General features: G+C 70.5%; 16 protein-coding genes and 2 pseudogenes. 13 read left to right on the plus strand and 5 right to left on the minus strand.

The window, feature by feature from the left end; all coding sequences use genetic code 11:
• Positions 1-183, plus strand: a pseudogene (locus tag V6U89_RS26080) (hypothetical protein); the annotation flags it as partial.
• Positions 184-871: 688 nt separating this feature from the next.
• Here the strand turns inward: V6U89_RS26080 and V6U89_RS26085 are convergent.
• Positions 872-2,074, minus strand: a complete 1,203-nt coding sequence (locus V6U89_RS26085) for a S1 family peptidase (protein WP_334574559.1) — start codon at positions 2,072-2,074, stop codon at positions 872-874.
• A 608-nt stretch (positions 2,075-2,682) separates the two neighbouring features.
• On the opposite strand from V6U89_RS26085, the pseudogene V6U89_RS30275 reads away from it, so the two are divergent.
• Positions 2,683-2,814 (plus strand): annotated as a pseudogene (locus V6U89_RS30275) (IS5/IS1182 family transposase); the annotation flags it as partial.
• 137 nt (positions 2,815-2,951) lie between these two features.
• Here the strand turns inward: V6U89_RS30275 and V6U89_RS26090 are convergent.
• Entirely contained in the window at positions 2,952-3,650 is a 699-nt protein-coding gene (locus tag V6U89_RS26090) for a suppressor of fused domain protein (RefSeq protein ID WP_334574563.1), read from the minus strand.
• 35 nt (positions 3,651-3,685) lie between these two features.
• Here V6U89_RS26090 and V6U89_RS26095 point away from each other — a divergent pair, with 35 nt between their 5' ends.
• A complete protein-coding gene (locus tag V6U89_RS26095) occupies positions 3,686-4,018 on the plus strand; it encodes a transposase (protein ID WP_442933990.1) in 333 nt (110 codons plus the stop codon).
• A 602-nt stretch (positions 4,019-4,620) separates the two neighbouring features.
• Here V6U89_RS26095 and V6U89_RS26100 read toward each other — a convergent pair.
• Positions 4,621-5,028 carry a DUF805 domain-containing protein gene (locus V6U89_RS26100; protein WP_334574566.1) on the minus strand — a complete coding sequence of 136 codons (408 nt, stop codon included), beginning with the start codon at positions 5,026-5,028 and terminating at the stop codon, positions 4,621-4,623.
• 1,134 nt (positions 5,029-6,162) lie between these two features.
• On the opposite strand from V6U89_RS26100, the gene V6U89_RS26105 reads away from it, so the two are divergent.
• Positions 6,163-7,620 carry an SDR family NAD(P)-dependent oxidoreductase gene (locus V6U89_RS26105; RefSeq protein ID WP_334574569.1) on the plus strand — a complete coding sequence of 486 codons (1,458 nt, stop codon included), beginning with the start codon at positions 6,163-6,165 and terminating at the stop codon, positions 7,618-7,620.
• A 298-nt stretch (positions 7,621-7,918) separates the two neighbouring features.
• Here the strand turns inward: V6U89_RS26105 and V6U89_RS26110 are convergent, their stop codons facing one another.
• Complete coding sequence (locus V6U89_RS26110; protein WP_334574572.1) at positions 7,919-8,971, minus strand: FAD-dependent oxidoreductase; 1,053 nt, start codon at positions 8,969-8,971, stop codon at positions 7,919-7,921.
• Positions 8,972-9,094: 123 nt separating this feature from the next.
• Positions 9,095-14,551, minus strand: a complete 5,457-nt coding sequence (locus tag V6U89_RS26115) for an ATP-binding protein (protein ID WP_334574574.1) — start codon at positions 14,549-14,551, stop codon at positions 9,095-9,097.
• Positions 14,552-15,006: 455 nt separating this feature from the next.
• On the opposite strand from V6U89_RS26115, the gene V6U89_RS26120 reads away from it, so the two are divergent.
• The 9 genes from V6U89_RS26120 (at position 15,007) to V6U89_RS26165 (ending at position 25,324) form a co-directional block, all read left to right on the plus strand.
• A complete protein-coding gene (locus V6U89_RS26120) occupies positions 15,007-16,065 on the plus strand; it encodes a S8 family serine peptidase (protein ID WP_334574579.1) in 1,059 nt (352 codons plus the stop codon).
• A 78-nt stretch (positions 16,066-16,143) separates the two neighbouring features.
• Entirely contained in the window at positions 16,144-16,683 is a 540-nt protein-coding gene (locus V6U89_RS26125) for a hypothetical protein (protein WP_334574581.1), read from the plus strand.
• Between the two features lie 90 nt (positions 16,684-16,773).
• On the plus strand, positions 16,774-17,775 hold the full coding sequence (locus V6U89_RS26130; RefSeq protein ID WP_280839615.1) for a LacI family DNA-binding transcriptional regulator: 1,002 nt from the start codon (positions 16,774-16,776) through the stop codon (positions 17,773-17,775).
• Between the two features lie 124 nt (positions 17,776-17,899).
• Complete coding sequence (locus V6U89_RS26135) at positions 17,900-19,576, plus strand: ABC transporter substrate-binding protein (protein WP_334574591.1); 1,677 nt, start codon at positions 17,900-17,902, stop codon at positions 19,574-19,576.
• Positions 19,577-19,666: 90 nt separating this feature from the next.
• Positions 19,667-20,830, plus strand: coding sequence for an ABC transporter ATP-binding protein (locus V6U89_RS30280; RefSeq protein ID WP_442933991.1), 1,164 nt, complete (start codon positions 19,667-19,669; stop codon positions 20,828-20,830).
• Positions 20,827-21,804 (plus strand): ABC transporter permease, encoded by a 978-nt coding sequence (locus V6U89_RS26150; RefSeq protein ID WP_280839617.1) that lies wholly within the window; start codon positions 20,827-20,829, stop codon positions 21,802-21,804. Before V6U89_RS30280 ends, V6U89_RS26150 begins: the two co-directional genes overlap by 4 nt.
• A 3-nt stretch (positions 21,805-21,807) precedes the next feature.
• Positions 21,808-22,857 (plus strand): ABC transporter permease, encoded by a 1,050-nt coding sequence (locus tag V6U89_RS26155; protein ID WP_334574594.1) that lies wholly within the window; start codon positions 21,808-21,810, stop codon positions 22,855-22,857.
• On the plus strand, positions 22,854-23,861 hold the full coding sequence (locus V6U89_RS26160) for an ABC transporter ATP-binding protein (protein ID WP_334574596.1): 1,008 nt from the start codon (positions 22,854-22,856) through the stop codon (positions 23,859-23,861). The genes V6U89_RS26155 and V6U89_RS26160 overlap by 4 nt, the downstream gene beginning before the upstream one ends.
• Before the next feature lie 47 nt (positions 23,862-23,908).
• Positions 23,909-25,324 carry a GH1 family beta-glucosidase gene (locus V6U89_RS26165; RefSeq protein ID WP_334574598.1) on the plus strand — a complete coding sequence of 472 codons (1,416 nt, stop codon included), beginning with the start codon at positions 23,909-23,911 and terminating at the stop codon, positions 25,322-25,324.
• Positions 25,325-25,359 lie beyond the last annotated feature (35 nt).

Here is a 25,359-nt window from a genome sequence, read left to right on the forward strand (position 1 = left end):
TCGCACGGCTGCGCCATCTGCGACCCGGTCATCGCCCTGTGGTGCCTGACGGGCGGCTGGTCGCTGGCGGAACAGCTGCGCCGCCTCCGCCCGCGACACCCCGAGCCGGGTGAAGGCTGGGCCCCACTGCCGTTACCCGGCATCAGACGTGGTCACGACCAGGATCAGCCAGCGGCACCTTGACCCCACCGACCCCCGCTCGCCACTGCTGACCGGCTCACCACGGAGACCTCGCCATGTCTCGACCTTCAGCCTCACCGGGGTCGAAGGTCGAGTGCCCGGAGTCGGCCGGTCGCGGAGTGCCGCAGGGCTTTCAGCCCTGCCACCAGCTCTTCGGCGCAGGCAATCGGCCCGCATGGCACGCGGGCAACATTCCGGATGCCTCCGCGACGCCAACCCCGCCGACAAGGCCGAGGTCGACAAACAACTCGGCCTCCGGTGCACCTACCGGCCTGAAACGCAAACGGTACGCCCTGCAGTGGATCTCAGCGCACACCGTCAGATGTTCATTTGTGTCCGAGGGGCGACACGGACCGTTGCCCCCCACCGCCGATAACGGTCGGCAAGACTTTGAAGCTCAGGCAGGTCTAGCCACTCGGTGGCCTCTTGGGGTGCGCCGAAGAGGCCACCAGACCACAGAACTGCAGCTGGGCGCGCGTGCAGTTGGGCGCTGTTCGGCGCCGGTCAGCCGGTGGGACGGATCGCGCAGGCGGATGAGCTCGCCGCTTTCGCGGCCTTCCCAGATGGGACGACTCCCAGCGGCGGAGTGCGCTCGGGCCGTCAGCGGCGTGGGCCGGCCCGTACGGACCGGCCCACGCTACTTCGATCACTGCTTGGCGCCGACCCCTTGCGGCTGGGCGCCGGATACGCGTCAGCCCTGGATGAGCGAGGCGCCGTGGTAGGTGAGCGACCCGACCTGCGCGTCACCCACCGGCCGCAGCAGCGGGGCGTACCAGACGGTGCTGGAGCCGTTGGCGACGACGCCGGGGCAGACCGCTGTGCCATTCACCCCGGCGGAGACGGTGCCGCGAGCGTCGACCCGCCCATCGGAGCGGTACGAGTACACCGGCCCGCCGCTGTCGCCCGGGGCGGCGGCGCAGGCCCCGGCGGTGATGTGGTTGGCCTGCGTCACGGGCCCGATCACGTAACCGACGTTGATGAACTGGTTGACGACGCTGACCCGGATGCTGCAGTGCTCACCGCTCGAGGCGCCGCCGGTGCAGACGTAGTTGCCGACGTAGTCCGACACCGCCCCGCCGACCCCGATGCTGGTGGCAGCGTTGTACGGCCCGGTGTAGATCCGGCCGCCGGCCGTGACCCTGATCATCAAGGTGTCCCGCGGGTTGTTGTCGTTGATGATCGGCCCCATGGTGTTGGTGGGGCCGCCACCGTCGTACGCGACCTGACCGTTCGACCCGCAGTGCCCGGCGCTGAGGATCTGGCGGGCGTCGTTCCAGTACACCCCGAACCCGGTGCTGCACCCACCACTGGCGTAGTACCGCGCACCACCCCAGTACGGGGCGAAGTCGTTCTGGCGATTCAGCAGCGTCGGGCGCGATGCGGTGCTCAGGCTGAGCGGCAGCCGCGCGGTACGCAGGACGTCCTGCTTACCCGCCGCCGGGGCCCTGCCGGTGACGGTCACCGCGAGCCCGCTGCCGTCGACCTTGGCGGCCACCGAGACCGCACGCGGGTCCGCGGCGAGCCGCTGCGCCTCGGCGACCATCTCCCGCTGGTGGAACCGGGCCGGCTTGAACTTGACCGGTACGGCGAGCCGCTTGGCCAGGTCACGGACGGATCCGGGCACCTGCCCCTTCCAGTAGACGGTGAGCTTGCGGTCTTCCGGCGCGGCGACCACGCCGGCGAAGCCGTCGCCGCGGGCGGCCATGATCTCGTCGGCGGCCGAGTTGAGCCGCTCCTGCACGGAGAACAGCTCACGCCAGCTGGAGAACCCGCCCGGCACGGCCTCGGCCGGCTGGGCCGACGGGGTGACCGGCTTGCCGTCGGCGACTGCCGGGGTTCCGATCGCGCCGGTGGCGACGATCGCGGCGGCCAACGCGAAGATGGTACGCCGCATGACGGTGCCCCCGCGTCCGCCCGATCTCATTCGACTCATGGGGATTTACCTCCTGAAGTGAGAGCCGCCGGGGCAACAATTCCCCGGTCGAATTCAAATTCTGGAGCGATGAACCCCATTCACAAGGCTCCTGCTACCAAGCAGACTCAGCCATTTACCCGAGCGGACCGGCGTGCGAACATTGTCGGTTCCGCAGACTCCCCAGATGCAAATCCGCGCGCCTTTCAGGAAATCATTTCGCACCCGGTCAGGCGAGTTACCTGGTCGTCGGCCATCGCAGCTGACCAGGGAAGAGACGCTCATCCGACAGAACCGCCACCCGCCACGTGAGCGTAACTCCTCCTCGAGTAAGCGTCGAACGACGCACAATTACTTGCCTCTTCGAATCGGGCCCCAGATATCCATTCGGCTTTTCGCGGAGCCGGCGCTCCAACTCTTGCAACGCCGCCTCGATCGCCCCCCGGTGCCATGTCAAATGCCCGACTTTCCGCCATGCCCGCCGACGACGGAAAGGGGGGCCCTGATGCTTGAGTTCGTGCTGTCCTGCGACTGCGGTCCGGACTGCACCGGACCCCGATGGCCCGTGCGGCTGCTAGGGCGTGTCCTGCCGATCTTGTGGCGGTGGGTCGTGGTTGCGCATGAAGATCCACCTCGCCGTCGACGGCCGCGGTCCGCCGTTGTCGATCCTGCTCACCGCGGGTCAGGCCGGCGACAACCCGCAACTGATGGCCCTACTGGACGCGTCAACGGACCCACCCTGTCCTCCGTCGACTGATGCGCGACACATATCCGCCGACTGATTTGCGACACGTCGGCACCCCGATCGCGGCAGAAGCCCGCTCGGTGATCTTTGGTCGGTACGTGCAGGATCGGACCGTCAGGCGTACGAGGGCCGGTGCGCCTCCAGCAACTCGGTGACGCGGCCACGGTCGAGCACTTCGATGAGTGCGTCTGTGCCGCGTTCGACCTTGGCCGCTATCTCCTCGGGGTGCAGAGGAATCAGCGCGAGCAACGCGATCTGTATGCCACCGGGAGCCGCGATCGTGCGAGCCTCGGGCGGCACACGCAGCATCGGCGTGACAACGACTCCGGCGAACGGAGAGTCCGTAGCGTACGGCTGCGCGGGATCGCCGTTCGGCACGGAATGCCATTCGCCGATCCAGGTCCCATACTCGTGCGGCAGCCGGGCCACCTGCTTGAGGACTCGCACCGGCCAACCGGCCGGGTCGTCGTCCAGCCCGGTCAGCTGAGTCAGCGGCCAGTCGGCCGGCAGGCAGAGCATCAGTTCGGCGTACGGGCTGATGCCATGGCCCTCGGGGACCGTCATCGGCAGGTCACTCATCCCAGACGTGATCAGCGTCCGATAGGGGCGTTCCTCGGTCGGTGCCACGACATAGACGTGTACGCCGACCAGGTGGGACGCAATCTCGTGGTAGACGAACTCGACAGGCCCGAAGTGTTCCTCGATGTGCCGATCGATGGCCTCGGCGAAGCCCTGCTGCGGCCCTTGTGCCGGTACGAACCCGTCATGCAACGGCTGATGACGAAGGACTCCTGACCCGCGCGGCTCGTTCACGACCACGCAGCCTAGGCCACGATCCATGACGTCGAGTGGGATGCCCTGTCGAGGTACCTGCCGCCGGCGGTGACCGGCCGCGGGCCGATGACCGGCGGGTGCCCAACGGGATCGTGTGGAAGATCCGGCCGGAGCGGCGGCGGGACTTGCCCGCTCGGTATGGCTCCTGGCAGCCGATCTACACCCGTTTCCGCAGGTGGCACTCGACGGGACGTTCGAGCGGATGCTCGCCGGGGTCCAGGCCGACGCCGACGCGGCCGGGGGCATCGACTGGCTGGTGTCGGTCGACTCGACCATCGTGCGAGCCCAAGACCGCCACGTCGTACCAGGCCACTGTCACCGTCGCCGCGCTACCGCAATGGCTGTGAGCAAGGACGGCCAGCGGGCTTCCCGTTGTTCTCGGCATGGGCGACGTGCGATGTGCGTGACCTGACGGTTGTGGACTGTTCGATCGGCGAAGGCGGCGGTGCAGCCCTGCGCGCAGCCCTGCCGTTGGCGGTCCTGACGGGCCGGCCTCTTCGACTTCGACTGGTGAAAATCAGAGCGTCTCCGGCGGGAGTTCTCGTCCCCGGCCGGTGTGGCGGGGGACGATCTCCCACCAGCTCAATCCCGAGAGGAGTGGAACGACGACCGCCTGATGCAGCTGCGCGTCGGGAAGCTGCCCGAGGACGTGGGGTAGTCAGTGCGACGACCCCTGTTGGGGGGGAGCCGGACGCACACTGCCGTTATGTGTCGGTGGATGCCGGGCGGTGCTGATCCGTACCTGGCGCCAGCGTCCTCTGATGCGAAGCAGCGGCTCGCATCAAAGGGCTTGCTGCTCTCGCTGCCTCTGGCCCCGGCGTGGCCACAGTTGCTCGCGCTGCCAAAGATCGATGAGTGGCGCCGGCGGCGACAGTCGTGCGCTGTCCACCGCCGGCATGGGCTTCCTGGGCTGGCTTAGCTCTAGCAAGCAGCCACTCAATAGGCCCTGTCAGGCCATGCTGGGGGCGGCGGCGTGCGGAGCCTCCTTCGGGTCGGCACCGTACCGGTTACTTCCCCGAGTGCCGTCCTTCACGAAGAACACGAGCAGGACGATGGCCCCCACGAGAGGCACGAGTCCGATCAACAGCCACCAGCCCGAGCGGTCGGTGTCGTGAAGTCGCCGCACGGCAACGGCCAGGGTCGGCACCAGCAGGGCCAAGCTGACGATGAGCCCGATGACGCCGGTAGAGCTCGGCTCCGACCCGATGTCGGTCCCCAGCGCGCCGTCCAGAATTCCGGCGACGATGTTAAGGATCAGGGTGAAGAGGAAGAACCACCAGTACTCGGATCGGCGAGCTCGACCGCCAAAGCCGGCGTACTGGGAGAGGACGGATTTGATGGCATCAACGGGGGACATACATTCTCCAGCGCAGTGAGAGATTGAGACCCGTAAGGTCAACTGCGACGCAGCCAAGCAGACGGCCGGCGGGCGGTCAATGGCCGTTCGGCTGCCCCCGCCCGGTTGGGCCGGCTAGGGCGGCCCGCCGGGCCACCAAGGGCAGCCCAGGCGGGCGACCACCGACCTTCGACAAGGTGATCTACAAGAGGCGCAATGTCGTGGACGCCATTCAACCGACTCTCGCGCCGGGCGGATCTGGCGGCGCTCGCTGCCGCACTCCTGAAGTACGGGGTTGTTGCGGTCGCTTCTGCTCCCCCAGTGTGGACGGCTGTCGATCGAGACTGACACGTTGATCAGCGGTGGCCGGTTCGGCGAGGGCCCTGTCCACTGAGTAGGCAACGGCATCAGTGTGCAGAGCAAGAGCAATGATCTTCTAGGCTCGGCGGGTGAACGTGCGGGCGTCGGCCAGGGTCCGCACCTGGCGGGCTTGTTTCGTCTCGGGCCCCGCCGTCTCGATCCTGCAGGTCATCGGCGCTGTCGCAGGCCTGGCACCGCTGCTAGCGGTGGTCGAATCGGGTCGGACTCCGTTTCGGCCCGATCGATCACTTGCCATGATCCTGCTGTTGCGGCTTAGCAGCGTGCTGACTGGTCGCAGCGGTCAGCCAGGCCACCGCCAGTGCGATCGAGTCCTGCGGGCTCAAGCGGCCGAATGCGTCGCGACTACGCCGGTGGCCCGCCCGCTGTAGCTCCCGCAGCACGGACGCGGCTGTCGGCAGTTGGGCGTCCAGCAGGCGCCTGAGCGTCCCGATCAACGTCCGGCAACAGGGCAGTACGGCCGCCCTCGGGGCTGATGTTCCCGAGGGCGATCCTGCCCCGAACAAGAACCAAGGCCGTCGAGCGGGGTTTCCCTGCTCAACGGCCTTGTCTGTTCGTGTTCTCTTGTGTGTGGCTGGCCTGCCCATGGTCGCCCCGAGTTCGGCGTGACCGGAGGTGCAAGGTTCGGTGGACCCGGGCGAGGTTGGCCTCGTCGGTGATTGGGCTGATGAGCCGACGCGGGATGCGTCAAAGGCTATGCGGTGCGTACAGTTCCGGGTCGGACTTGGGGTGGGCCGGGTAGATCCGGCGCAGGGAACGGGATGAGACAGCAGCGGCATGACGGCGGACAACATTACCGAAAACAGTCAAGACGGCATTGACCGCGGCCGACTGGAGACCTGTCTCAGCGTCTTTGAGGCGTTGGAGGACCTACCTCCCGATCACCCCGACGTGGTGCGGGTGCAACGGGCCACCGCGAAGCTCTACAAGGTGATCAAGCAGCGGCGACGCGAGGAACGGCGGGATGCCATCGCGGCGGCCGACCGCGCGGTGACGGCGGCCACCGCCACCGGCGCCCCTGGCCGGATCGACGACGAGACGCAGGGCATCCCGCTCGCCTCCCCCACCGTCGGTACCACCGCCGGCTTCCTGCACAATCCGCGCGGCTGCTACGTCTGCAAGCAGCGCTACCGCGAGGTGGACGCCTTCTATCATCAGCTCTGTCCGCCCTGCGCCGCGCTCAACCGGGAGCGCCGGAACGCCCGCACCGACCTGACCGGCCGGCGCGCGCTGCTCACCGGCGGCCGGGCGAAGATCGGCATGTACATCGCGCTGCGGCTGCTGCGCGACGGCGCGCACACCACGGTGACCACGCGGTTTCCGCACGACGCGGTCCGCCGATTCGCCGCGATGCCCGACAGCGCGGACTGGCTGCACCGCCTGCGGATCGTCGGGATCGACCTGCGCGACCCCGCCCAGGTGATCGCCCTCGCTGACTCGGTCAGTGCCCAGGGACCACTCGACATCCTGATCAACAACGCGGCGCAGACCGTCCGCCGCACCCCCGGGGCGTACGCGCACCTCGTCGCCGCGGAGGCGGCGGCCCTGCCGGACGGCCCACTGCCGGAGATGATCACGTTCGCCAAGCCGGCCGGCCGGAGCGACCGGGCGGGCAGCCTGACCGCGCCGCCGCAGCCGGCGATCACCCCGCACGCGGTCACCGCGCTGGCGCTGACCAGCGGCTCCGCCTCGCCGGAACGGATCGCGGCAGCCACCGCCATCGACGCCGGCGGTCTGGTGCCGGACCTCGACCCCGTCAACAGCTGGGTGCAGCGGGTGCACGAGGTGAACCCGGTGGAACTGCTCGAGGTGCAGCTGTGCAACGTTACCGCGCCGTTCGTGCTGGTCAGCCGGCTGCGACCGGCGATGGCCGCAGCGCCCGCCCGCCGCAAGTACGTGGTGAACGTGTCAGCGATGGAGGGCCAGTTCGCCCGCGGCTACAAGGGGCCGGGGCACCCGCACACCAACATGGCCAAGGCCGCGCTGAACATGCTGACCCGGACCAGCGCCCAGGAGATGCTGGCCGACGGCATCCTCATGACCAGCGTCGACACCGGCTGGATCACCGACGAGCGGCCCCACCCGACGAAGATGCGGCTGGCGGACGCCGGCTTCCACGCCCCGCTGGACCTGGTCGACGGCGCGGCCCGGGTCTACGACCCGATCGTCCGCGGCGAACAGGGCGAGGACCTGTACGGCTGCTTCCTGAAGGACTACGCGCCCTGCGCCTGGTGATCAGCGCGCCCGCCCCGCCGTCGGCCGCCGGGCTCAGGCCGACACGGTCAGCACCGCCGCCCCCGACACGAGCAGGTGACGCATCAGCGCAGCGGGTCGAAGGGTCGGATCTCCGCTGGCTGTTGGCCGCTGGTGATCTGCTCGGCGAGCAGCTTGCCGGCGAGTGGGCCGAGGGTGATTCCCCACATGCCGTGCCCGCCAGCGGCGAAGACGCGCGGCTGGTCACCGCCGAGGCGACCCTGGGGCGCCTCGGCGGACGCCGGCCCTCACCACAGACGGATCCACCGTCGCCGCCCGGTCAGGCGGGGGTGGGAGCCGCCAGAAGTGCGCGCAGCTCGCGGACCGCTGCCCGCCCGGCCCGGTTCGCGCCGACCGTGCTCGCAGACGGCCCGTAGCCGACCAGGTGGATCCGGGGATCGGCGATCACCCGGGTGCCGTCCACGACGATGCCGCCGCGGGGCCCACGCAGCCGCAGCGGGGCCAGGTGGTCGAGCGCCGGGCGGAAGCCGGTGCACCAGAGGATGACGTCGACGTGCTGTGCCGTGCCGTCGCGCCACTGGACGCCGTCGGGGACTATCCGGTCGAACATCGGCCGGCGTCCGAGGAGGCCGCGTTCCCGGGCTTCGAGCAACTGCGGTGTCCACGCCAGCTCGGTCGCGCTGGCGATGCTTCCCGGGGGCAGGCCAGCGCGTACGCGTGCCTCCACCTTGGCCACTACCTCGCGTCCGTAGGCCGGTGTGAACGGCCCGTCCCGAAACACCGGCGGGCGGCGGGTGACCCAGGTGGTCGTCGCCGCGACGTCGGCGATCTCGACCAGGAGCTGCACGGCCGACGTTCCGCCCCCGACGACAACCACCCGTTTCCCGGCGAATTCCGCCGGTCCCCGGTAGTGGGCGGTGTGCAGCTGCCGCCCGTGGAACGTTTCCTGTCCCGGGTAGTACGGCACGAACGGCCTCGTCCACGTTCCCGTGGCGTTGATCAGTGCCCGGGTGGTCCAGGTGCCCTTGTCGGTTTCGACGAGGAGTCCTCCGTCGCCGGCGTTCCGGACGGCCGTGACGGCGACCGGCCGCTGCACGTCGATGCCGAATTCACTCTCGTAGGCCGCGAAATAGGCCGGCACCGCCTCGGCGGCCGGTTTGTCCGGCGGTGGAGGCGTGAAGTGCATTCCGGGCAGGTCGAAGATGCCGTGCACGGTCGCCATGCGCAGCGTCGGCCACCGGTGCTGCCAAGCCCCGCCGGGCGCCGCGTCGGCGTCCAGGACAGCGAAGTCAAGACCGGAGGAGCGCAGGTGGTACGCACTGGCCAGCCCCGCCTGCCCAGCCCCGACAACCACCACATCCGTATCCGGCACGTGTCGGACAACATCTCGGGCTCGCCCGGGCCTTCCCACGGGCGATCGATCTCACACCGCCCGAAGGTAGCCCGCCGGCGGTAGGCCGGGGACTCCCTGGTGGAAGTCCCCGGCCGGGCAGGATCAGGGCAGGCGCGACTCGATGGCGTCGATGATGCGCGGACGCAGCTCGGCGGCGCGGATGACGGCGTCCACCGAGCCGACCTCGACGGCGCGCTGGATGTTGTGCACGCGGTCGAACTCCGTGGCAACTTCGCCGAGCTTCTCCGCGCGCACCGAGGAGCGCAGCTCGTCGAGTTCCGCGGTCAACGCGGCGCGTGCGGTGCCGGCCGCGGCCGCAGCGCGGGCCTCCAGGTCCCGCACCCGGGGGTCGACCGCCGTGCGGGCGTTGACGTCTGCGGAGAACACCACTGCGGCGGCGGGGGCGCCGCCGAGGACCGAGGCGTACGAGCCTTCCAGCGCGAGGACGGTCATGTTCGGGTTCAGCGCCTTCGAGAACACCACGAAGGCGCCGCCGTGGTACCGCGAGATCACGCAGAAGACGATGGGCCCGCGGAAGTTCACGATCGCCCGGCCGATCTCGGCGCCGTACTCCAACTGCAGCTTGCGCATCGACTCCGGTGAGCCGTCGAAGCCCGACAGGTTTGCCAGCACCACCAGCGGCCGGTTGCCGCTGGCCGCGTTGATCGCCCGCGCCGCCTTCTTCGACGACCGGGGGAACAGCGTGCCCGCCGTGTAGGTGTCCGGGCCGTCGGTGGGCGGGAAGCCGCGCCGTGGCACGGCTCGTGACTCGATGCCGAGCAGGCACACGGGGATGCCGCCGAGGTGTACGTCCTGCACCACCGCGGTCTCCGCGTCGGCCATGCCCGCCCAGCGCTCCAGCACCGGGTGGTCCTGGTCGGAGAGCGCCCGCATCACGGTCCGGATGTCGAACGGCTTCTTGCGTTCCGGGTTGGCCTCCGCGGAGAAGATCTCGCCGACGCTGCCGAAGGCGCTGCCCGGCACGTCGTGCGGGAAGGTGGAGATGTCGCGGTCCACGGGGTCGATGGTGCTCGCCCGCCGCGGCGCCTTCTCGCCGGGTGCGACGTACGTGTGGTCGTAGTGCGACATCAGCACGTCCCGCGCGGCGGTCAGGTTCGGCGCCCAGTACTGCGCCTGCCCGTTCGGTCCCATCACCCGGTCGTAGCCGCCGATGCCGAAGTTGTCCTCGGCGGACACCCCGCCGGAGAAGTCGAGCGACTGCTTGCCGGTGAGCACCATCGCCGAGTCCGGCGTCATCACGAGGACGCCCCGGGTGTGCATGAGCATCGTCGCCTCGGCGTTCCAGTACGGCTGCGCGCCCACGTTGATGCCCGCGACGACGATGTTGATCTCACCGCCGGCCTGGGTGAACTCGACGATCCGCTTGAGCGCCGCGGCCACCCAGTCCATGTTCTCGGTGCCCGAGGTCATGGAGATCCGGGCCCCGGCGGACAGCGCCCACCACTCCAGCGGCAACCGCATCCGCTCCGCCAGGTTCAGCGCGGCGATCACGCGCCGGCACTCCGGCTCCGACAGGGCGCCCAGCGACTTCGTCGGGTCGCCGAGCAGCACGACCCGGGCGACACCCTGCGGATGCCGGGCGGTCGGCGTGGTGACCACCCCGGCGACGATGGCGGCGCTGTTGCGCCCCCTCGGCCGGTCCACCGGCACCAGCGCGTGGTGGTCGTCGAGGTCGTGCTCGACGAAGTCCCCGAGCAGGCCGGTCAGCTCGTACGGGTACACCGTGTTGCGGCTGCTCGCGCGCAGCACCTTCAGCCGGTACTCGTCGAGCGGCTCGACGGGCTCGACCGGCGGTTCGCCGACGGTCAGCTCGGCGCCGCCCGCGGCGTGGAAGGAGATCCGTACGGCAATCTTGGTCAGCTCGCCGGTCCGGCGGTCGCGCTGCCGCGCGATGAACAGGATCTCCTCCAGCCCGGCGCCCGCGGTCGTCGGGCGCACGCGCCCGGCGATCATCTCCATCTCCTCACGGGTCAGTTCACTCGGCGGCCAGACGTAGACCACAATCCGGTTGGTGGTGAAGCGCGTCTTCGACGGTCGCCGCGACTGGGCGCGGCGGATCGAGTCGAGGCAGGCGGCGATGGCGTCCTCGGTGGTCGGCAGCGCGACCAGCCGACCGTCCTGCTCGCGCAGCTCGGTCAGGTCCCGCACCTGGGCGAACGCGACGAGGCGCTCGTCGGACGGGTTCTCCCGCGCCACGCATTGGAAGAGGTAGACCTCCTCGTCCGACGACGACAGCCGGGTCAGGTCGAACTTGTGCAACCGCTCCAGCTGCATCCGCTGCGCGATGTACGGGTGCAGGCCGCGGATCAGCCGGTCCTCGGTGATCCCGGTACCCGACGGGCGGAAGGTGAAGTGGTGGTGCATCACCGCGCCGCCGCGACCCGCGACGGTGGTGGTGAGCCGGCGGACCCGCGGCAGCGGGTGCGCGGTGATGACCTCGAGCAGCGCGGCAGCCATCGCGTCGAAGTCCTCCGGCTGGTCCTCCCAGCCGAGGTAGATGTCGGCGTCGACGGCGTCCTTGTCGCTGGCCAGCTCGGCGAGCCCGCGCAGCGCGCTGCTCAGCGCGTCGAAACTCACCGCGGTGGAGACCACGGTGGAGTCCGCGCGCTCGGCGACCACGAACCGGCAGCCGGCGACCTCGCGCGCACGCACGCTGGTGAGCGCCTTGTTGCCGTAGTACCGCCGGGTCAGCACCTCCAGCATGACCGTGTTGTCGAGGTGGTCGCGCACGAGCCGCTGGCCGAGCAGCCGGACCAGCGGCTCGGTGCTGCGTACCATCTCCGCGATGCGCTCGGCGCGGTCCGGCGCGTCCGGGTGCGCGTCCAGGTGACGAAGGTGACCCCGGATCTGGGCGTAAACGCGGGCGCGGTTGCGGCGCAGCAGCGGCTGGGCGAACCAGGCGAACACCACGCCGCGGGCGAGGTCGGCGACCACCGGGAAGCGGACCTGCGTCGCGGCCACCAGCCGCTCCAGCGCGAGGCCGGCGGGCTCGCGCAGCGTCTCGTCCGGCGGCGGCTCCCGCAGCCACGCGCGCAGCAGCGTCGCGACGACCGCGGCGTCGGCGGACGCCCGTTGCTGGGCGAGGAAGATCCGGAACACGGCGGCTTCGAGCTCGGGAGAGCGCTCCAGGTCGGTGACCCCGTAGTGCCCGAGCGCCTTGGCGAGCCTGGCCTGGAACGAACCGGGCAGGCCGGCCCGTTCGATGTCGAGGCTCTGCAGGTATGTGTGGAAGTACTCGCGGGCGCTGTAGACGTGGCCGTCGCCGTCCTCGCCCGTCGGCCGGTTGCGGCTCAGCTCGGTGAGGTCGGCGAACACGGTGACCAGGTCGAGCTCCTCGGCCAGGGGCCGGCAGCCGTCCTCGGTGGCCGCCCGCCGCGCGGTGAGGTAATCGTCGAGCACTCGACGGTCGTCGTGCGGGTCGACGTCGAAGCCGAGCAGTAGGCCGCGCAGGTCCTCCTGGCCGCGCCTGCTGCGCCGGTACGCCGGCACGTCCTCGGACGCGGCGGGCAGGTCCAGCTCGACGGGAACGGCGGCCCGGCCGCTCGCGGTCTCGGCGGCCCCGTCGGTGAGTGGCTCCAGCCGCAGCAGCGGCGCACCGGCCTCCACCTGACTGCCCACGGAGACGGCGCACTCCTTCAGCCGCGCCCGGAACGGCGCCCGCAGCACCGTCTCCATCTTCATGGCTTCGAGCACCAGCACCGGCGCGCCCGCCTCGACCTCGTCGCCGGCCTCCAGCGGCGTGGCGACGACCAGCGCGGGCATGGGGGACCGGACGACGCCGCCCTCGTCGCGGCTGACCCGGTGCGTCACGCCGTCCACCTCGACCAGGTGGGTGGGCCCGTGGGTGCCGGTGAGCAGGCGGTACCGGGAGCCGTTGACGACGATGTGGCCGGTGTGCCGGTCGAAGCGGTCGAGCTCGACGTCGGCGGTGCGTACGGCGGAGCCCGCTTCGATGCCGACGCGGAACCGGGGCGCGCCGACCCGCGCCACGCGCATGCGATAGGTGACGCCGCGCAGTTTGAGGTCGAGCGGCCGGCCACTGCGGTGCTGCACCTGCGGGCGCCCGCCAGACGCCGTCGACAGCAGCCGCTGCCGCTCGACGCGCTCCTCCTCCTCGTACGCCTCGATGGCGGCGGCGGCCAGCGCGACCGCGGAGTGCCGGTGCGCGACGAGCCTGCCCTCGCCTCGGACGCGGTCGATCCAGCCGGTGTCCGCGGTGGCGTCGATCACCTCGGGCTGGTCGAGCAGGTCGAGGACGAAGCTCTTGTTCGTCGCCCCACCCTCGATGATCACCGTGGTGTTCGCCATCGCCCGGCGCAGCTTGCCGAGCGCCTCGTGGCGGTCGCGGCCGTACGCGATGATCTTGGCGATCATCGAGTCGAAGTTGGCCGGGATGGTGTCACCCTCGCTGACGCCGGTGTCCACCCGGATCCCCGGGCCGGTGGGCAGGTCCAGCCGCGCGATACGACCCGGCGACGGCGCGAAGTCGCGGTCGGGGTCCTCGGCGTTCAGCCGGGCCTCGATGGCGTGCCCGCGCTCCGCCGGCGGCTCGCCGTCGAGTCGCCCACCGGAGGCGACGTGCAGCTGCGCCTTGACGAGATCGAACCCGGTGGTCAACTCGGTGATCGGGTGTTCGACCTGCAGGCGGGTGTTGACCTCGAGGAACGCGAACACCCCGTCGCCGGGGTGGTACAGGAACTCGACGGTCGCCGCGCCCCGGTAACCGACCGCCACGGCCAGCCGTTCGGCCGACGCCTTGAGCTCGGCTGCCTGCGCCGGGCTGAGCACCGGCGAAGCCGACTCCTCGATGACCTTCTGGTTGCGTCGCTGCACCGAGCAGTCGCGGACACCGAGCGCCCACGCGGTGCCCTGCCCGTCGGCGATCACCTGGACCTCGACGTGCCGGGCCCCGGTGACCAGGCGCTCCAGGAACACGACGCCGCTGCCGAACGCCCGCGCCGCCTCCTGACTGGTGCGCTCGTACGCGTCCGCGAGCTCATCCTCGTTCCTGATCACGCGGATGCCGCGCCCGCCACCGCCCGCGGTCGCCTTCAGCATCAGCGGGTAGCCGATCTCGGCCGCTGCCGCCCGGGCGGCATCCACAGTCTCGACGGCACCGCGGCTCCACGGCGCGACCGGCACACCGACCTCCTCGGCGATCAGCTTCGCGCCGATCTTGTCGCCGAGCTGGCGCATGGCCTCCGCGCTCGGCCCGACGAAGGTGACCCCGATCTTCTCGCACAGCTCCGCGAACGCCGGATCCTCGGCGACGAAGCCCCAGCCGACCCACGCGGCGTCGGCCCCGGTCTCCGTCAGCGCGCGCTCCAGCGCCACCAGATTCAGGTACGGGCGGGCGGACGCCGGACCGAGATCGTAGGCGATGTCCGCCGCACGCACGAAGGTCGCGGTGCGGTCGACGTCGGTGTACAGGGCGACGGTCTCGATCGGGACGCCGGTTTCCGCAGCCAACTCTCGGACAGCGTGGATGAGCCGCATGGCAGCCTCACCACGGTTGACGATGGCGACACGGTTGAACACCCGATTGACCCCTTTTGGTAGACCCATGGCGTGCACGCCGTGAGAGACAACGGCTCCCGGCAGTGGTTACCCTTCCGCCTGCCGGCCGCGAGCGCCATGGCGATATCACCGAACCACCCACCCGTCATTTGTAGGAAACCACCAAAAGTTTTTGGTCCCGCTCCGGCAAGTCCGTACGGTCCGGCCGGGTGCTCGTGGCCGCCACCTCCCCCACCCCTGGCCGGCCGCCCGAAGGTGTCACGGGTGCCTTCGCGTCGACGACGACGCCTGTACCCGCGTTGGCGCGCCGGCCGCTGTCCCTCTAGCGGTAGCGGCGAGGCAGCACCGCCATCAGCTCGTACGGATTGCCCGGCTTGAGGTGTCGCCCGGCGGTGATCAGCTGCCTTCGCTGTTGCGTTTCGCGCATGACTATCGATCTACAGATGAAACGCCGTCGCATCCTGAGGAGAGGTCTCATGTCGATCACGCAGTTGCTCGCCGGTGCCACGCTGGCCACTGTCGTCGTGGCCGTCGCCGCGACGCCCGCCCAGGCGGCTGGCAATGACCCGTTGTACGACAAGCAGTGGGGCCTGCGGCAGGTCCACGCCGAACAGGCCTGGGCGACCAGCACGGGAGCCGGTGTGGTGATCGCGGTTGTCGACACCGGCGTCGACCTCGACCACCCGGATCTGACATCCAAGCTCGTTCCCGGCGCCACCTTCGTCGACTGCGGTGCGACTTCCTGCGGCAACGGCGACTGGCGGGGCCCCAACGGCAAGCCCGACGCCAGCGACGAGCATGGCACCCATGTAGCGGGCATCGCGGCCGCGGCCACCGGCAACGGGGTCGGTATCGCGGGCGTCGCCCCCGACGCGAAGATCATGCCGATCAAGGTGCTGGAGGCGGGCAGTGGCAGCTTCGCCGACATCGCCGCGGGTATCCGCTACGCAGCCGACCACGGCGCGAAGGTGATCAACCTCAGTCTCGGCGCGCTGCCGGGTTCCCAGGCGCTCACCCTCACTGGGCTGGAGTCGGCCGCGACGCAGGCGATCACCTACGCGCAGGCGAAGGGCGTGGCCGTCATCGCCGCCGCCGGCAACGAGACGGCACCGCTCTGCGACACCCCAGCGTGGGAAGCCGGCGCCCTCTGCGTCACCGCCACCGACCGCAACGAGGTGAAGGCCTGGTACTCCAACCTCGGCGTGAAATCTGACCTGAAGGCGGTCGCCGCACCCGGCGGCGCTGGCCTCGTCAACTGCGACGACGACGTGTGGTCCAGCGTCCCGGTAGGCGCCGGCTCAGCCGGCTGCGGACAGGGCGATTACGACGCCTACGCCGGCACGTCGATGGCCACGCCCTACGTATCGGGAGTCGCGGCCCTCCTGTTCGCCCAGCAGCGCAGCCTCGCAAATGTGTACTCGACGCTGATGGGCACTGCTCGCACCCCCGTCCTCGGACTTCGCGGTATCTACACGCCGATGTACGGCTGGGGCATCGTCGACGCCCAAGCCGCCGTGGCCGCACCCCGCACCTGACGCCGACCGGAACGTCCCGGCTGAGGCTCTGCCGTAACAGCACCCCGACCACCGACGCCTGTTCCTTCGGAGGTCGGGGTGCGCGACCTTTTCTTCTGGAAAGCCGTGCCCGGCGGCCCCGAGAAGGCCGTTCTCGCCGGCGACGGACTCTTCACCATCGCCGAAGGCCTTACCGCCAACCGCGTGCCCTGCCCCTCGGCGCACGACCGCGCCCGCAATCCATGGTGGAACCCCCGCGACAAGTGGGTGGTCTCCAAGGACATCACCCACCCACCGCTCATCGACGACCCGACCTTCGAAGAAGCGCAGGCTCTCCTCAACCGGCGCCGACAAAAACCGACGGCGAAAGAACCAGGAAGCGCACCCGCAACGAACGGGACCTGGCCGCGCACTGCCTGGACCGGCTCACCCGGCTGGCGGACGTCAGGCAGCGGCGAAGGCGGCGAGCCGGTCCAGGCCGGCCGGTTCGGTCATCGGATCACGGTAGGCGCGGGCACGCCCCCGACGACCCGGTTTCCTCGCATCGACGCTGGTCACACCCTGGATCAGCCGCGCTGCCCAGAGGGACTTTTTTCAGCTTTCGAACTTAGCCATGTTTCGTTACCCGCCCGTTATTGACGTGACCGCCGCCACTTCGGTTGACTGCGACGGAACCGCTTCCGCAACCGGTTCCGAAACAACGCCTCACCTTCGACCCGGGAGCGTCACGTGCCGATCACCATCGCCGACGTCGCCACCCGCGCCGGCGTGAGCAAGACGACGGTGTCGCGCGTGCTCAACGGCAAGGGCGAGGTGCACGTCCGTACCGCCGACCGGGTCCGCGCGGTCATCAACGCCCTCGGGTACGTGCCGAGCGCCCGCGCGGTCGGTCTGGCCCGCGGGCGTACCCGGGTGGTCGGCATGCTGGTGCCCGCCCTGACCTGGCCCTGGATGGGCGAGGTGCTCCAGGGCGCGGCTGACGTGGTCGAGGCCGAGGGGTACGGCATGCTGCTGTTCACCTGCACCCACGGCGACGAGTCGATGCGGCGGTTCGCCTCCCAGGTCTCCGCGAAGTCCTTCGACGGCCTGCTCGTGGTCGAGCCGGAGGGCACCCTCGACTACATCACCGAGTTGCACGAGCGCGGACTGCCGGTCATCCTCATCGACGACCGCGGCCACCAGCCCGGCTTCCCGTCGGTGCGCACCACCAACGAATCCGGCGCGCGAGCCGCGGCGGCGCACCTGCTGGCGCACGGCCGGAAGCGGCCGCTGGTCGTCACCGGCCTGAGCCGCTTCGGCTGCACCCGGGAGCGGCTGGCCGGCTTCGCGGATGGCTACGCCGACGCCGGCCTGCCCATCGACCCCGCGCTCGTCGTGGAGGGCGACTTCACCTTCGAGTGCGGGCGGGTCGCGGTGGAACGCCTGCTCGCCGACGGCGTGCCGTTCGACGCCGTCTTCGCGCACAACGACCTCTCCGCCGCCGGGGCGCTCCAGGCGCTGCGCGACGCCGGCCGGCGGGTCCCGGACGACGTGGCGGTGGTCGGCTTCGACGACCTGCCCCTGGCCGGGCACACCCATCCACCGCTGAGCTCGGTCCGCCAGCCGTTGCGGGAGATGGGGGCGGCCGCCGCCCGCACCCTCATCGCCCACCTCGCCGGCACGCCGCTGCCCGACACCCCGACCGTCATTCCCACCAGCTTCACCGTCCGCGCCTCGACCGGCACCACCTGACCTCTCCACCGCCGTATCCACCACCCACACCGGCGGGAGCACCGCGCCCACCGGTGGCAACACCGCACACCCTCCATCCACCACATCCCGCTCGAGGATTGCGGGAGCACCGAGGGAGACCTCCATGAGAAGAAGGCAGTTCCTCGCCGTCGCGCTGGCCGGCGCGATGGCCACCGGCGTCGCCGCGTGCGGCGACAGCCCGAACGCGAACAAGAAGAACGGCCAGGCGGCCACGGTGCTGAACGTCGGCATGCCGAACGGCCCGCAGGCCGAGAACAACAACCCGTTCCTCACCACGTCCGCCGCAGCCTCGCTGGGCTACCGCTGGCAGATCTTCGAGCCGCTGATGATGTGGAACCCGGTCAAGCCGGCCGACCCGTTCAAGCCGTGGCTGGCGACCAAGGCCGAGTGGTCGTCAGACTACGCCTCGGTCAAGGTCACTGTCCGAGACAACGCCACCTGGTCAGACGGGCAGAAGGTCACCGCCGAGGACGTCGCCTTCACCTACAACCTGGTCAAGAAGTACCCGGCGCTCAACGACCAGGGCGTGCCCTACACGGACGCGACGGCCAATGGCAACGAGGTCACCATCAAGATGGCCAGCCCGCAGTTCGTGAACCAGCAGAAGGTGCTGTGGCGGGTGCCGATCGTGCCCAAGCACATCTGGGAGAAGATCAGCGACCCGACGACCGACACCGTCAAGCAGCCGGTCGGCAGCGGCCCGTACACCCTGAAGTCGTTCACCCCGGCCAGCATGACCCTGGCGGTGCGCGACAGTGGCTACTGGCAGGACCTGCCGAAGGTCAAGGAGCTGCGCTACACCTCCTACACCGACAACAGCGCGCAGACCACCGCGCTGGCCAACGGCGAGTCGGAGTGGAGCTTCGTCTTCATCCCCAACTACCAGACCGTCTTCGTGGCCAAGGACCAGGAGCACCACAAGATGTGGGCGCCCGCGATCCTGGGCATCCACGGCCTCTACCTCAACACCACGAAGAAGCCGTTCGACGACCCGACGCTGCGCCGGGCCATGAACATGGTCATCGACCGCCAGGACATCTTCACCACGGCCGAGGCGGGGTACTTCCACCCGCTGGTGAAGAGCGTCACCGGCCTGCCCAGCCCGGCCGGTGACGCGTTCATCGCGGCGGAGTTCAAGGGCCAGGAGCACAAGGTCGACGTCGAGGGCGCCAAGGCGCTGCTCACCGGCGCCGGCTACAAGCTCGAGGGCAACACCCTCAAGGACAAGACCGGCAAGGCCGTCACGATCAAGCTGACCGACCCGGCCGGGTGGTCCGACTACCAGACCAGCCTCGAGATCGTGAAGGACAACCTGTCGAAGATCGGCATCGCCGCGACGGTCGACAAGGCCAACCAGGACGCCTGGTTCCGCAACGTCGAGCAGGGCAACTTCGAGGCGACCTTCCGGTGGACCGAGGGCGGTGCCACGCCGTACGACATCTACCGGACGATCATGGACGGCCGGCAGCTCAAGCCGATCGGCACCGCCTCCCCGGCGGGCAACTTCGGCCGCTTCAACAGCAAGGAGGCGACCGACGCCCTGGTCGCCTACGCGAACGCCACCGACGAGGCGGCCCGTACCGCCGCGATGAGCACGCTGCAGAAGATCTTCGTCGACCAGATGCCGATGATCCCGGTCGGCGCGGACAACATCGGCGGCGCGTACAGCACGAAGAACTGGACCGGCTGGCCCGACGACTCGAACCCGTACGGCGCCATGCAGCCCACCCAGCCCAACGCGCTGGACGTGGTCCTGCACCTGAAGCCCGCCGGTAGCTGACCCCCGGCACCGCCTCCCCGGTCGACCCCGGCCGACCGGGGAGGCGGCACCAGATGTTCGTGACATCGCGATCCCAGACAGGAACTCGGCATGACGTTGAGCGAGAGCGCGGCGGCACCGGCCGACGAGGTGGTGCTGGAGGCCGTCGGCCTGACCAAGCACTTCCCCGCCCGCAGACGGCTGCGTGACCTCTTCTCCCGGACGCCGGCAGTCGTGCACGCCGTCGACGACGTATCGTTCGCGCTGCGTCGCGGCCGGGTGACCGCGCTGGTCGGGGAGTCCGGCTCCGGCAAGTCCACGGTGGCCCGGCTGCTGGCCCAGATCTACCCCCGCACCGCCGGCGACCTCCGCCTGCACGGCACGTCGACCAGGGTGCGCGGCGGTCGTCCGTTCCGGTCGTACGTGCGGCGGGTCCAGCTGATCCTGCAGGACCCGTTCGCGTCGTTGAATCCGGTGCACACCGTCCGCTACCACCTCACCCGATCGCTGCGGATCCACGGCAACGCCGGGCGCAGCGCCGAGGACCTGGAGGCGGCCCTCGGCAAGCTGCTCACCCGGGTCAGCCTCACCCCGCCCGAGCGCTACCTGGACGCCTTCCCGCACGAGCTCTCCGGCGGCCAGCGGCAGCGGGTCGCGATCGCCCGAGCGCTCGGCGCCGACCCGGAGGTGCTCCTCGCCGACGAGCCGGTCTCCATGCTCGACGTCTCGATCCGCCTCGGCGTGCTCAACCTGCTCCAAGACCTCAAGCAGCGGCTCAACATCGCCATCCTCTACATCACGCACGACATCGCCTCGGCCCGCTACTTCGCCGACGAGACGATCGTGATGTACGCCGGCCGGATGGTCGAGGGCGGCGACAGCGAGACCGTCACCCAGAACCCCGCCCACCCGTACACCCGGCTGCTCACCGATTCGGCGCCAGACCCCGAGCGCATCACCGGCGGCGGCGGCGGCGACGCTGCCGCCGGGGAGGACCGCGGTCAGGGCGAGCCGCCGAGCCTGATCACCCCGCCCGCCGGCTGCCGGTTCCACCCCCGGTGCCCGCACGCCATGCGGCGCTGCACGGCGGACCTGCCGCCACGGCTGACCATCGGCGATCGGCCCGGCCACTGGGCGGCCTGCTGGCTCTACGACCCGGCCACCGTCGCCGCCGACACTCCCGGCTCCGCCGCGCCGGACGCCGACCCGGCCGTGCCACCGCCCCCGGCAGCGGTCGAGCGGCACGACAACGCCACCTTGGAGGAGACCCGATGAGATTCCTCCTGCAGCGCACGGCCTTCTACCTGTTCACCGCATGGGCGGCCATCACGCTCAACTTCTTCATCCCGCGGTTGGTCCCGGGCGACCCGGTGCAGTCCCTCATCTCGCGCAACCAGGGCCGGATCAGCGCCGACGCCATCGAGTCGCTGCGCGTGCTGTTCGGGCTGGACGCGAACGAGAACGTCTGGGAGCAGTACCTGCACTACTGGGGACAGCTCCTCCACGGCGACCTGGGGCTGTCGTTCACCTTCTTCCCGGCGCCGGTGTCGACGGTGATCGGCGACAGCCTGCCGTGGACGATCGGCCTGGTCGGCATCACCACGATCATCAGCTTCCTCCTCGGCACGGCGCTCGGCGTCGGCGCCGGCTGGCGGCGCGGCTCCTGGGTCGACGGCCTCCTGCCGGCCACCACGTTCCTGTCCTCGATTCCGTACTTCTGGCTGGGCCTCGTCGCCATCGCCCTGTTCGCCGGCCCGGGAAGCTTCTTCCCGTCCTCCGGCGGCTACGAGCCGGGCCTCGTGCCGGCGTTCGACCAGTACTTCATCCCGAGCGCGATCCAGCACAGCATCCTGCCCGCCGCCACCATCCTGGTCTCCTCGATGAGCGGGTGGATCCTCAGCATGCGCAACATGATGGTCACCGTCTCCTCGGAGGACTACATCACGGTCGCCCACGCGAAGGGGCTGTCCGAGCGCCGGGTCGCCCTCAGCTACGCGGCCCGCAACGCGCTGCTGCCGAACGTGTCGGGCTTCGCCCTGTCGCTCGGGTTCATCGTCGGCGGCACGCTGCTGGTGGAGATCGTCTTCTCCTACCCCGGGCTCGGCTACCAGCTGTTCCAGGCCGTCGGCGCCAAGGACTACCCGCTGATGCAGGGCATCTTCCTGATCATCACGATCTCCGTGCTGGTGGCGAACCTGCTCGCCGACGTCGCGTACCTGCTTCTCGACCCGCGGACCCGAAAGAGCTGAGCGATGACCATCTCACCGTCGAGCATCGAGCAGGTCATCCCCGGTCAGGGGGCAATGGCCCAGCCGTCGGCCGCGCCGGGCCGAGCGAAGCGGCGCCGGTTCCGGTTCGTCGCCAACGCCAAGGCCGCCACCGGGCTGGTAATCCTGGGCATCTACTGCCTCTTCGCGGTGATCGGGCCGTGGGTGGCGCCGTACGACCCGGACGCGCGCAGCGGCGACGTGCTCCAGGCGCCGTCGCTGCGGCACTGGTTCGGCACGACCCACCTCGGTCAGGACATCTTCAGCCAGATCCTGGTCGGCGCGCGCAGCGTCATGCTGGTGGGACTGGTCGCCGGTGTGCTGGCGACGATCCTGTCCATCCTCATCGGCGTGACGGCCGGCTACCTCGGCGGCGCGGCCGACGAGGGCCTGTCGGCCCTGTCCAACGTGTTCCTGGTCATCCCCGCGCTGCCGCTGATCATCATCGTGACGTCGATCGTCGAGCAGGCCAGCGACACGCTGGTCGCGCTCATCATCGGCTGTACCTCGTGGGCGTGGGGTGCCCGGGTGCTGCGCGCCCAGACTTTGTCGCTGCGGCGCCGTGACTACGTCGAGGCGGCCCGGGCCACCGGCGAGCGGACCTGGCGGATCATCCTGTTCGAGATCCTGCCCAACCTCACCGCCATCATCGCGTCCGGCTTCGTCGGCACGGTCATCTTCGCGGTCATGTCGGAGATCACCCTGGCCTTCATCGGCATCTCGTCGATCTCGTCCTGGAACTGGGGCACCATCCTGTTCTGGGCCCAGGGCCAGCAGGCCCTCGCGCAGGGCGCCTGGTGGTGGTTCGTCCCGGCCGGGCTGGCCATCGCGCTGCTCGGCACCGCCCTCGCCCTGATCAACTTCGGGATCGACGAGTTCGTCAGCCCCCGGCTGCGCAGCGCCGGCAAGACCCAAATCCGCACCGCCGACGGCCGCACCGTGCGGATGCGGGTCGGCTTCACCCCCGTGCTGGCCCCGACCCCGTCCGTCCCGACGCCACGGGCTGCCACCACCCGAGAGGACGTTGTGCGATGAGCGATCCGGTGCTGGAGATCCGCGGACTGCGGGTCGACTACGGGCTCGGCGACGCGGCGGTGCACGCCGTCCGCGACGTCGACCTGACCCTGCACCGGGGCGAGGTGCTGGGGCTGGCCGGCGAGAGCGGCAGCGGCAAGTCCACCCTGGCGTACGGGCTGACCCGGCTGCTGCCGCCGCCCGGGGTGGTCAGCGGCGGCCAGGTGGTCTACCACCCGGTCGACGGCCCGCCGGTGGACGTGCTGACCCTCACTCCGGCGCAGCTGCGGAAGTTCCGCTGGGCGGAGACCTCGATCGTGTTCCAGGGCGCGATGAACTCGCTCAACCCGGTGCACAAGGTCTCCACCCAGCTGCTCGACGTCATCAAGGCGCACGACCCGACGAGCACCGCGGCGGGCCGGCTGGCCCGGGCCCGGGACCTGCTCCGCCTGGTCGGCATCGCCGCCGACCGGCTGGACAGCTACCCGCACCAGCTCAGCGGCGGCATGCGGCAGCGCGTGATGATCGCGATGGCGCTGGCGCTGGAGCCGCAGGTGGTCATCATGGACGAGCCGACCACCGCGCTGGACGTGGTGATGCAGCGGCAGATCCTCGGCCAGCTCGCCGGGCTGCGGGAGCGGCTGGGCTTCGCGGTGCTGTTCATCACCCACGACCTGTCGCTGCTGGTCGAGTTCTCCGACCGGATCGCCATCATGTACGGCGGCCGGATCGTCGAGGAGGCGCCCGCCGCGCAGCTCTACCGGCGGGCCCTGCACCCGTACACGGAGGGGTTGCTGCACTCCTTCCCGGCGCTGCGCGGCCCGCGGCGCGAGCTGACCGGCATCCCCGGCTCGCCGCCGGACCTGCGGGCCATGCCGGAGGGCTGCGCGTTCCACCCGCGCTGTCCGAAAGCCTTCGACCCGTGCGACAAGAAGGTGCCGGCGCTGGGCCCGCCCGTCGACGACCACCCGGGCCGGGACGTCGCCTGCTGGCTGCACCCGGTCGCCGCGCCGGTACCCCGCTGACCCCCGCTCTCCGTCCGACCGAACGACCCGCTAGCGCGAGGAGAACCATGGACACCGACCTCACCCGCCCGACGACCTCCACGGGGCAGGCCGACCCGATCGACACCCTCCCGCCGGCCTTCCGGTGGGGGGTGGCGACCTCGTCGTACCAGATCGAGGGCGCGGTGGCCGAGGACGGCCGGACGCCGTCGATCTGGGACACCTTCTGCCGGGTGCCGGGCGCGGTGGCCAACGGTGACCACGGCGACGTGGCCTGCGACCACTACCACCGGATGCCGCAGGACGTCGCGCTCATCGCGGACCTGGGCCTGGACACCTACCGGTTCTCGGTGGCCTGGCCGCGGGTGCAGCCGGGCGGGCGCGGGCCGGCGAACCGGGCCGGGCTGGCCTTCTACGACCGCCTGGTGGACGAGCTGCTCGGCCGCGGGATCGACCCGTGGGTGACGCTCTACCACTGGGACCTGCCGCAGGAGCTGGAGGACGCGGGCGGCTGGCCGAACCGGGACACCGCCCACCGCTTCGCCGACTACGCGGAGCTGGTCCTCGCCGCCCTCGGCGACCGGGTGAAGACCTGGACCACGCTGAACGAGCCATGGTGCTCGGCGATGCTCGGGTACGCGTACGGCCTGCACGCCCCGGGCCGGCGAGACCTCGGCGCCGGGATCGCGGCCGCGCACCACCTGCTGCTCGGGCACGGGTTGGCGACGCAGCGGCTGCGCGCGGCGGCGGGCAGCCCGATCGAGCTGGGCATCACCCTCAACATGGCCACCGCCGACCCGGCCACCGACAGCCCCGCCGACCGGGACGCCGCTCGGGCGGCGGACGGCCTGGGCAACCGGATCTACCTGGACCCGCTCTTCCACGGCCGCTACCCGGAGGACGTGGTGGCAGACCTGGCCGCCGAGGGGGTGCGCATCCCGGTCGAGGACGGCGACCTGGCGGTCATCTCGTCCCCGATCGACGTGCTCGGGGTGAACTACTACTTCGGGCAGGCGCACTCGGGAGTGGACGAGCAGGGCCGGGAGCGGGAGGACGACGGCCGGCCGGTGCGCCGGGTCGTCCGCCGGGACCTGCCGCGTACCGCGATGGACTGGGAGATCGTGCCGGACTCGTTCACCGAGCTGCTGGTCCGGCTGCACCGGGACTACCCGGGCGTGCCGCTGGTGATCACCGAGAACGGGGCGGCCTTCGACGACAAGCCGGACGCCGACGGGTTCGTGGCCGATGACGACCGGGTGGCGTACCTGACCGAGCACCTGCGGGCGGTGGCCCGGGCCCGGCAGGCCGGCGCGGACGTTCGTGGCTACTTCGCCTGGTCGCTGCTGGACAACTTCGAGTGGGCGTACGGCTACGACAAGCGGTTCGGCATCGTCCGGGTGGACTACGACACCCAGCGGCGTACGCCGAAGCGCAGCGCGCACTGGTACCGCGACACCATCCGGCGGGTGCGCGGGGAGCGCTGACCGGCCGCTCGGGGCGGCCGCGCGGGATCCTCCCG

Origin of the sequence: Micromonospora sp. CPCC 206171 (assembly GCF_036906755.1) — a bacterium.
GTDB classification, from domain to species: domain Bacteria; phylum Actinomycetota; class Actinomycetes; order Mycobacteriales; family Micromonosporaceae; genus Micromonospora; species Micromonospora purpureochromogenes.

Excerpts from the sequence above, each read along its gene's own strand:
- V6U89_RS26120 (WP_334574579.1), top strand. The coding sequence starts at position 15,007 with ATGTCGATCACGCAGTTGCTCGCCGGTGCCACGCTGGCCACTGTCGTC.
- V6U89_RS26100 (WP_334574566.1), bottom strand. The coding sequence starts at position 5,028 with ATGTCCCCCGTTGATGCCATCAAATCCGTCCTCTCCCAGTACGCCGGC.
- V6U89_RS26155 (WP_334574594.1), top strand. The coding sequence starts at position 21,808 with ATGACCATCTCACCGTCGAGCATCGAGCAGGTCATCCCCGGTCAGGGG.
- V6U89_RS26160 (WP_334574596.1), top strand. The coding sequence starts at position 22,854 with ATGAGCGATCCGGTGCTGGAGATCCGCGGACTGCGGGTCGACTACGGG.
- V6U89_RS26150 (WP_280839617.1), top strand. The coding sequence starts at position 20,827 with ATGAGATTCCTCCTGCAGCGCACGGCCTTCTACCTGTTCACCGCATGG.
- V6U89_RS26105 (WP_334574569.1), top strand. The coding sequence starts at position 6,163 with ATGACGGCGGACAACATTACCGAAAACAGTCAAGACGGCATTGACCGC.
- V6U89_RS26165 (WP_334574598.1), top strand. The coding sequence starts at position 23,909 with ATGGACACCGACCTCACCCGCCCGACGACCTCCACGGGGCAGGCCGAC.
- V6U89_RS26135 (WP_334574591.1), top strand. The coding sequence starts at position 17,900 with ATGAGAAGAAGGCAGTTCCTCGCCGTCGCGCTGGCCGGCGCGATGGCC.
- V6U89_RS30280 (WP_442933991.1), top strand. The coding sequence starts at position 19,667 with ATGACGTTGAGCGAGAGCGCGGCGGCACCGGCCGACGAGGTGGTGCTG.
- V6U89_RS26085 (WP_334574559.1), bottom strand. The coding sequence starts at position 2,074 with ATGCGGCGTACCATCTTCGCGTTGGCCGCCGCGATCGTCGCCACCGGC.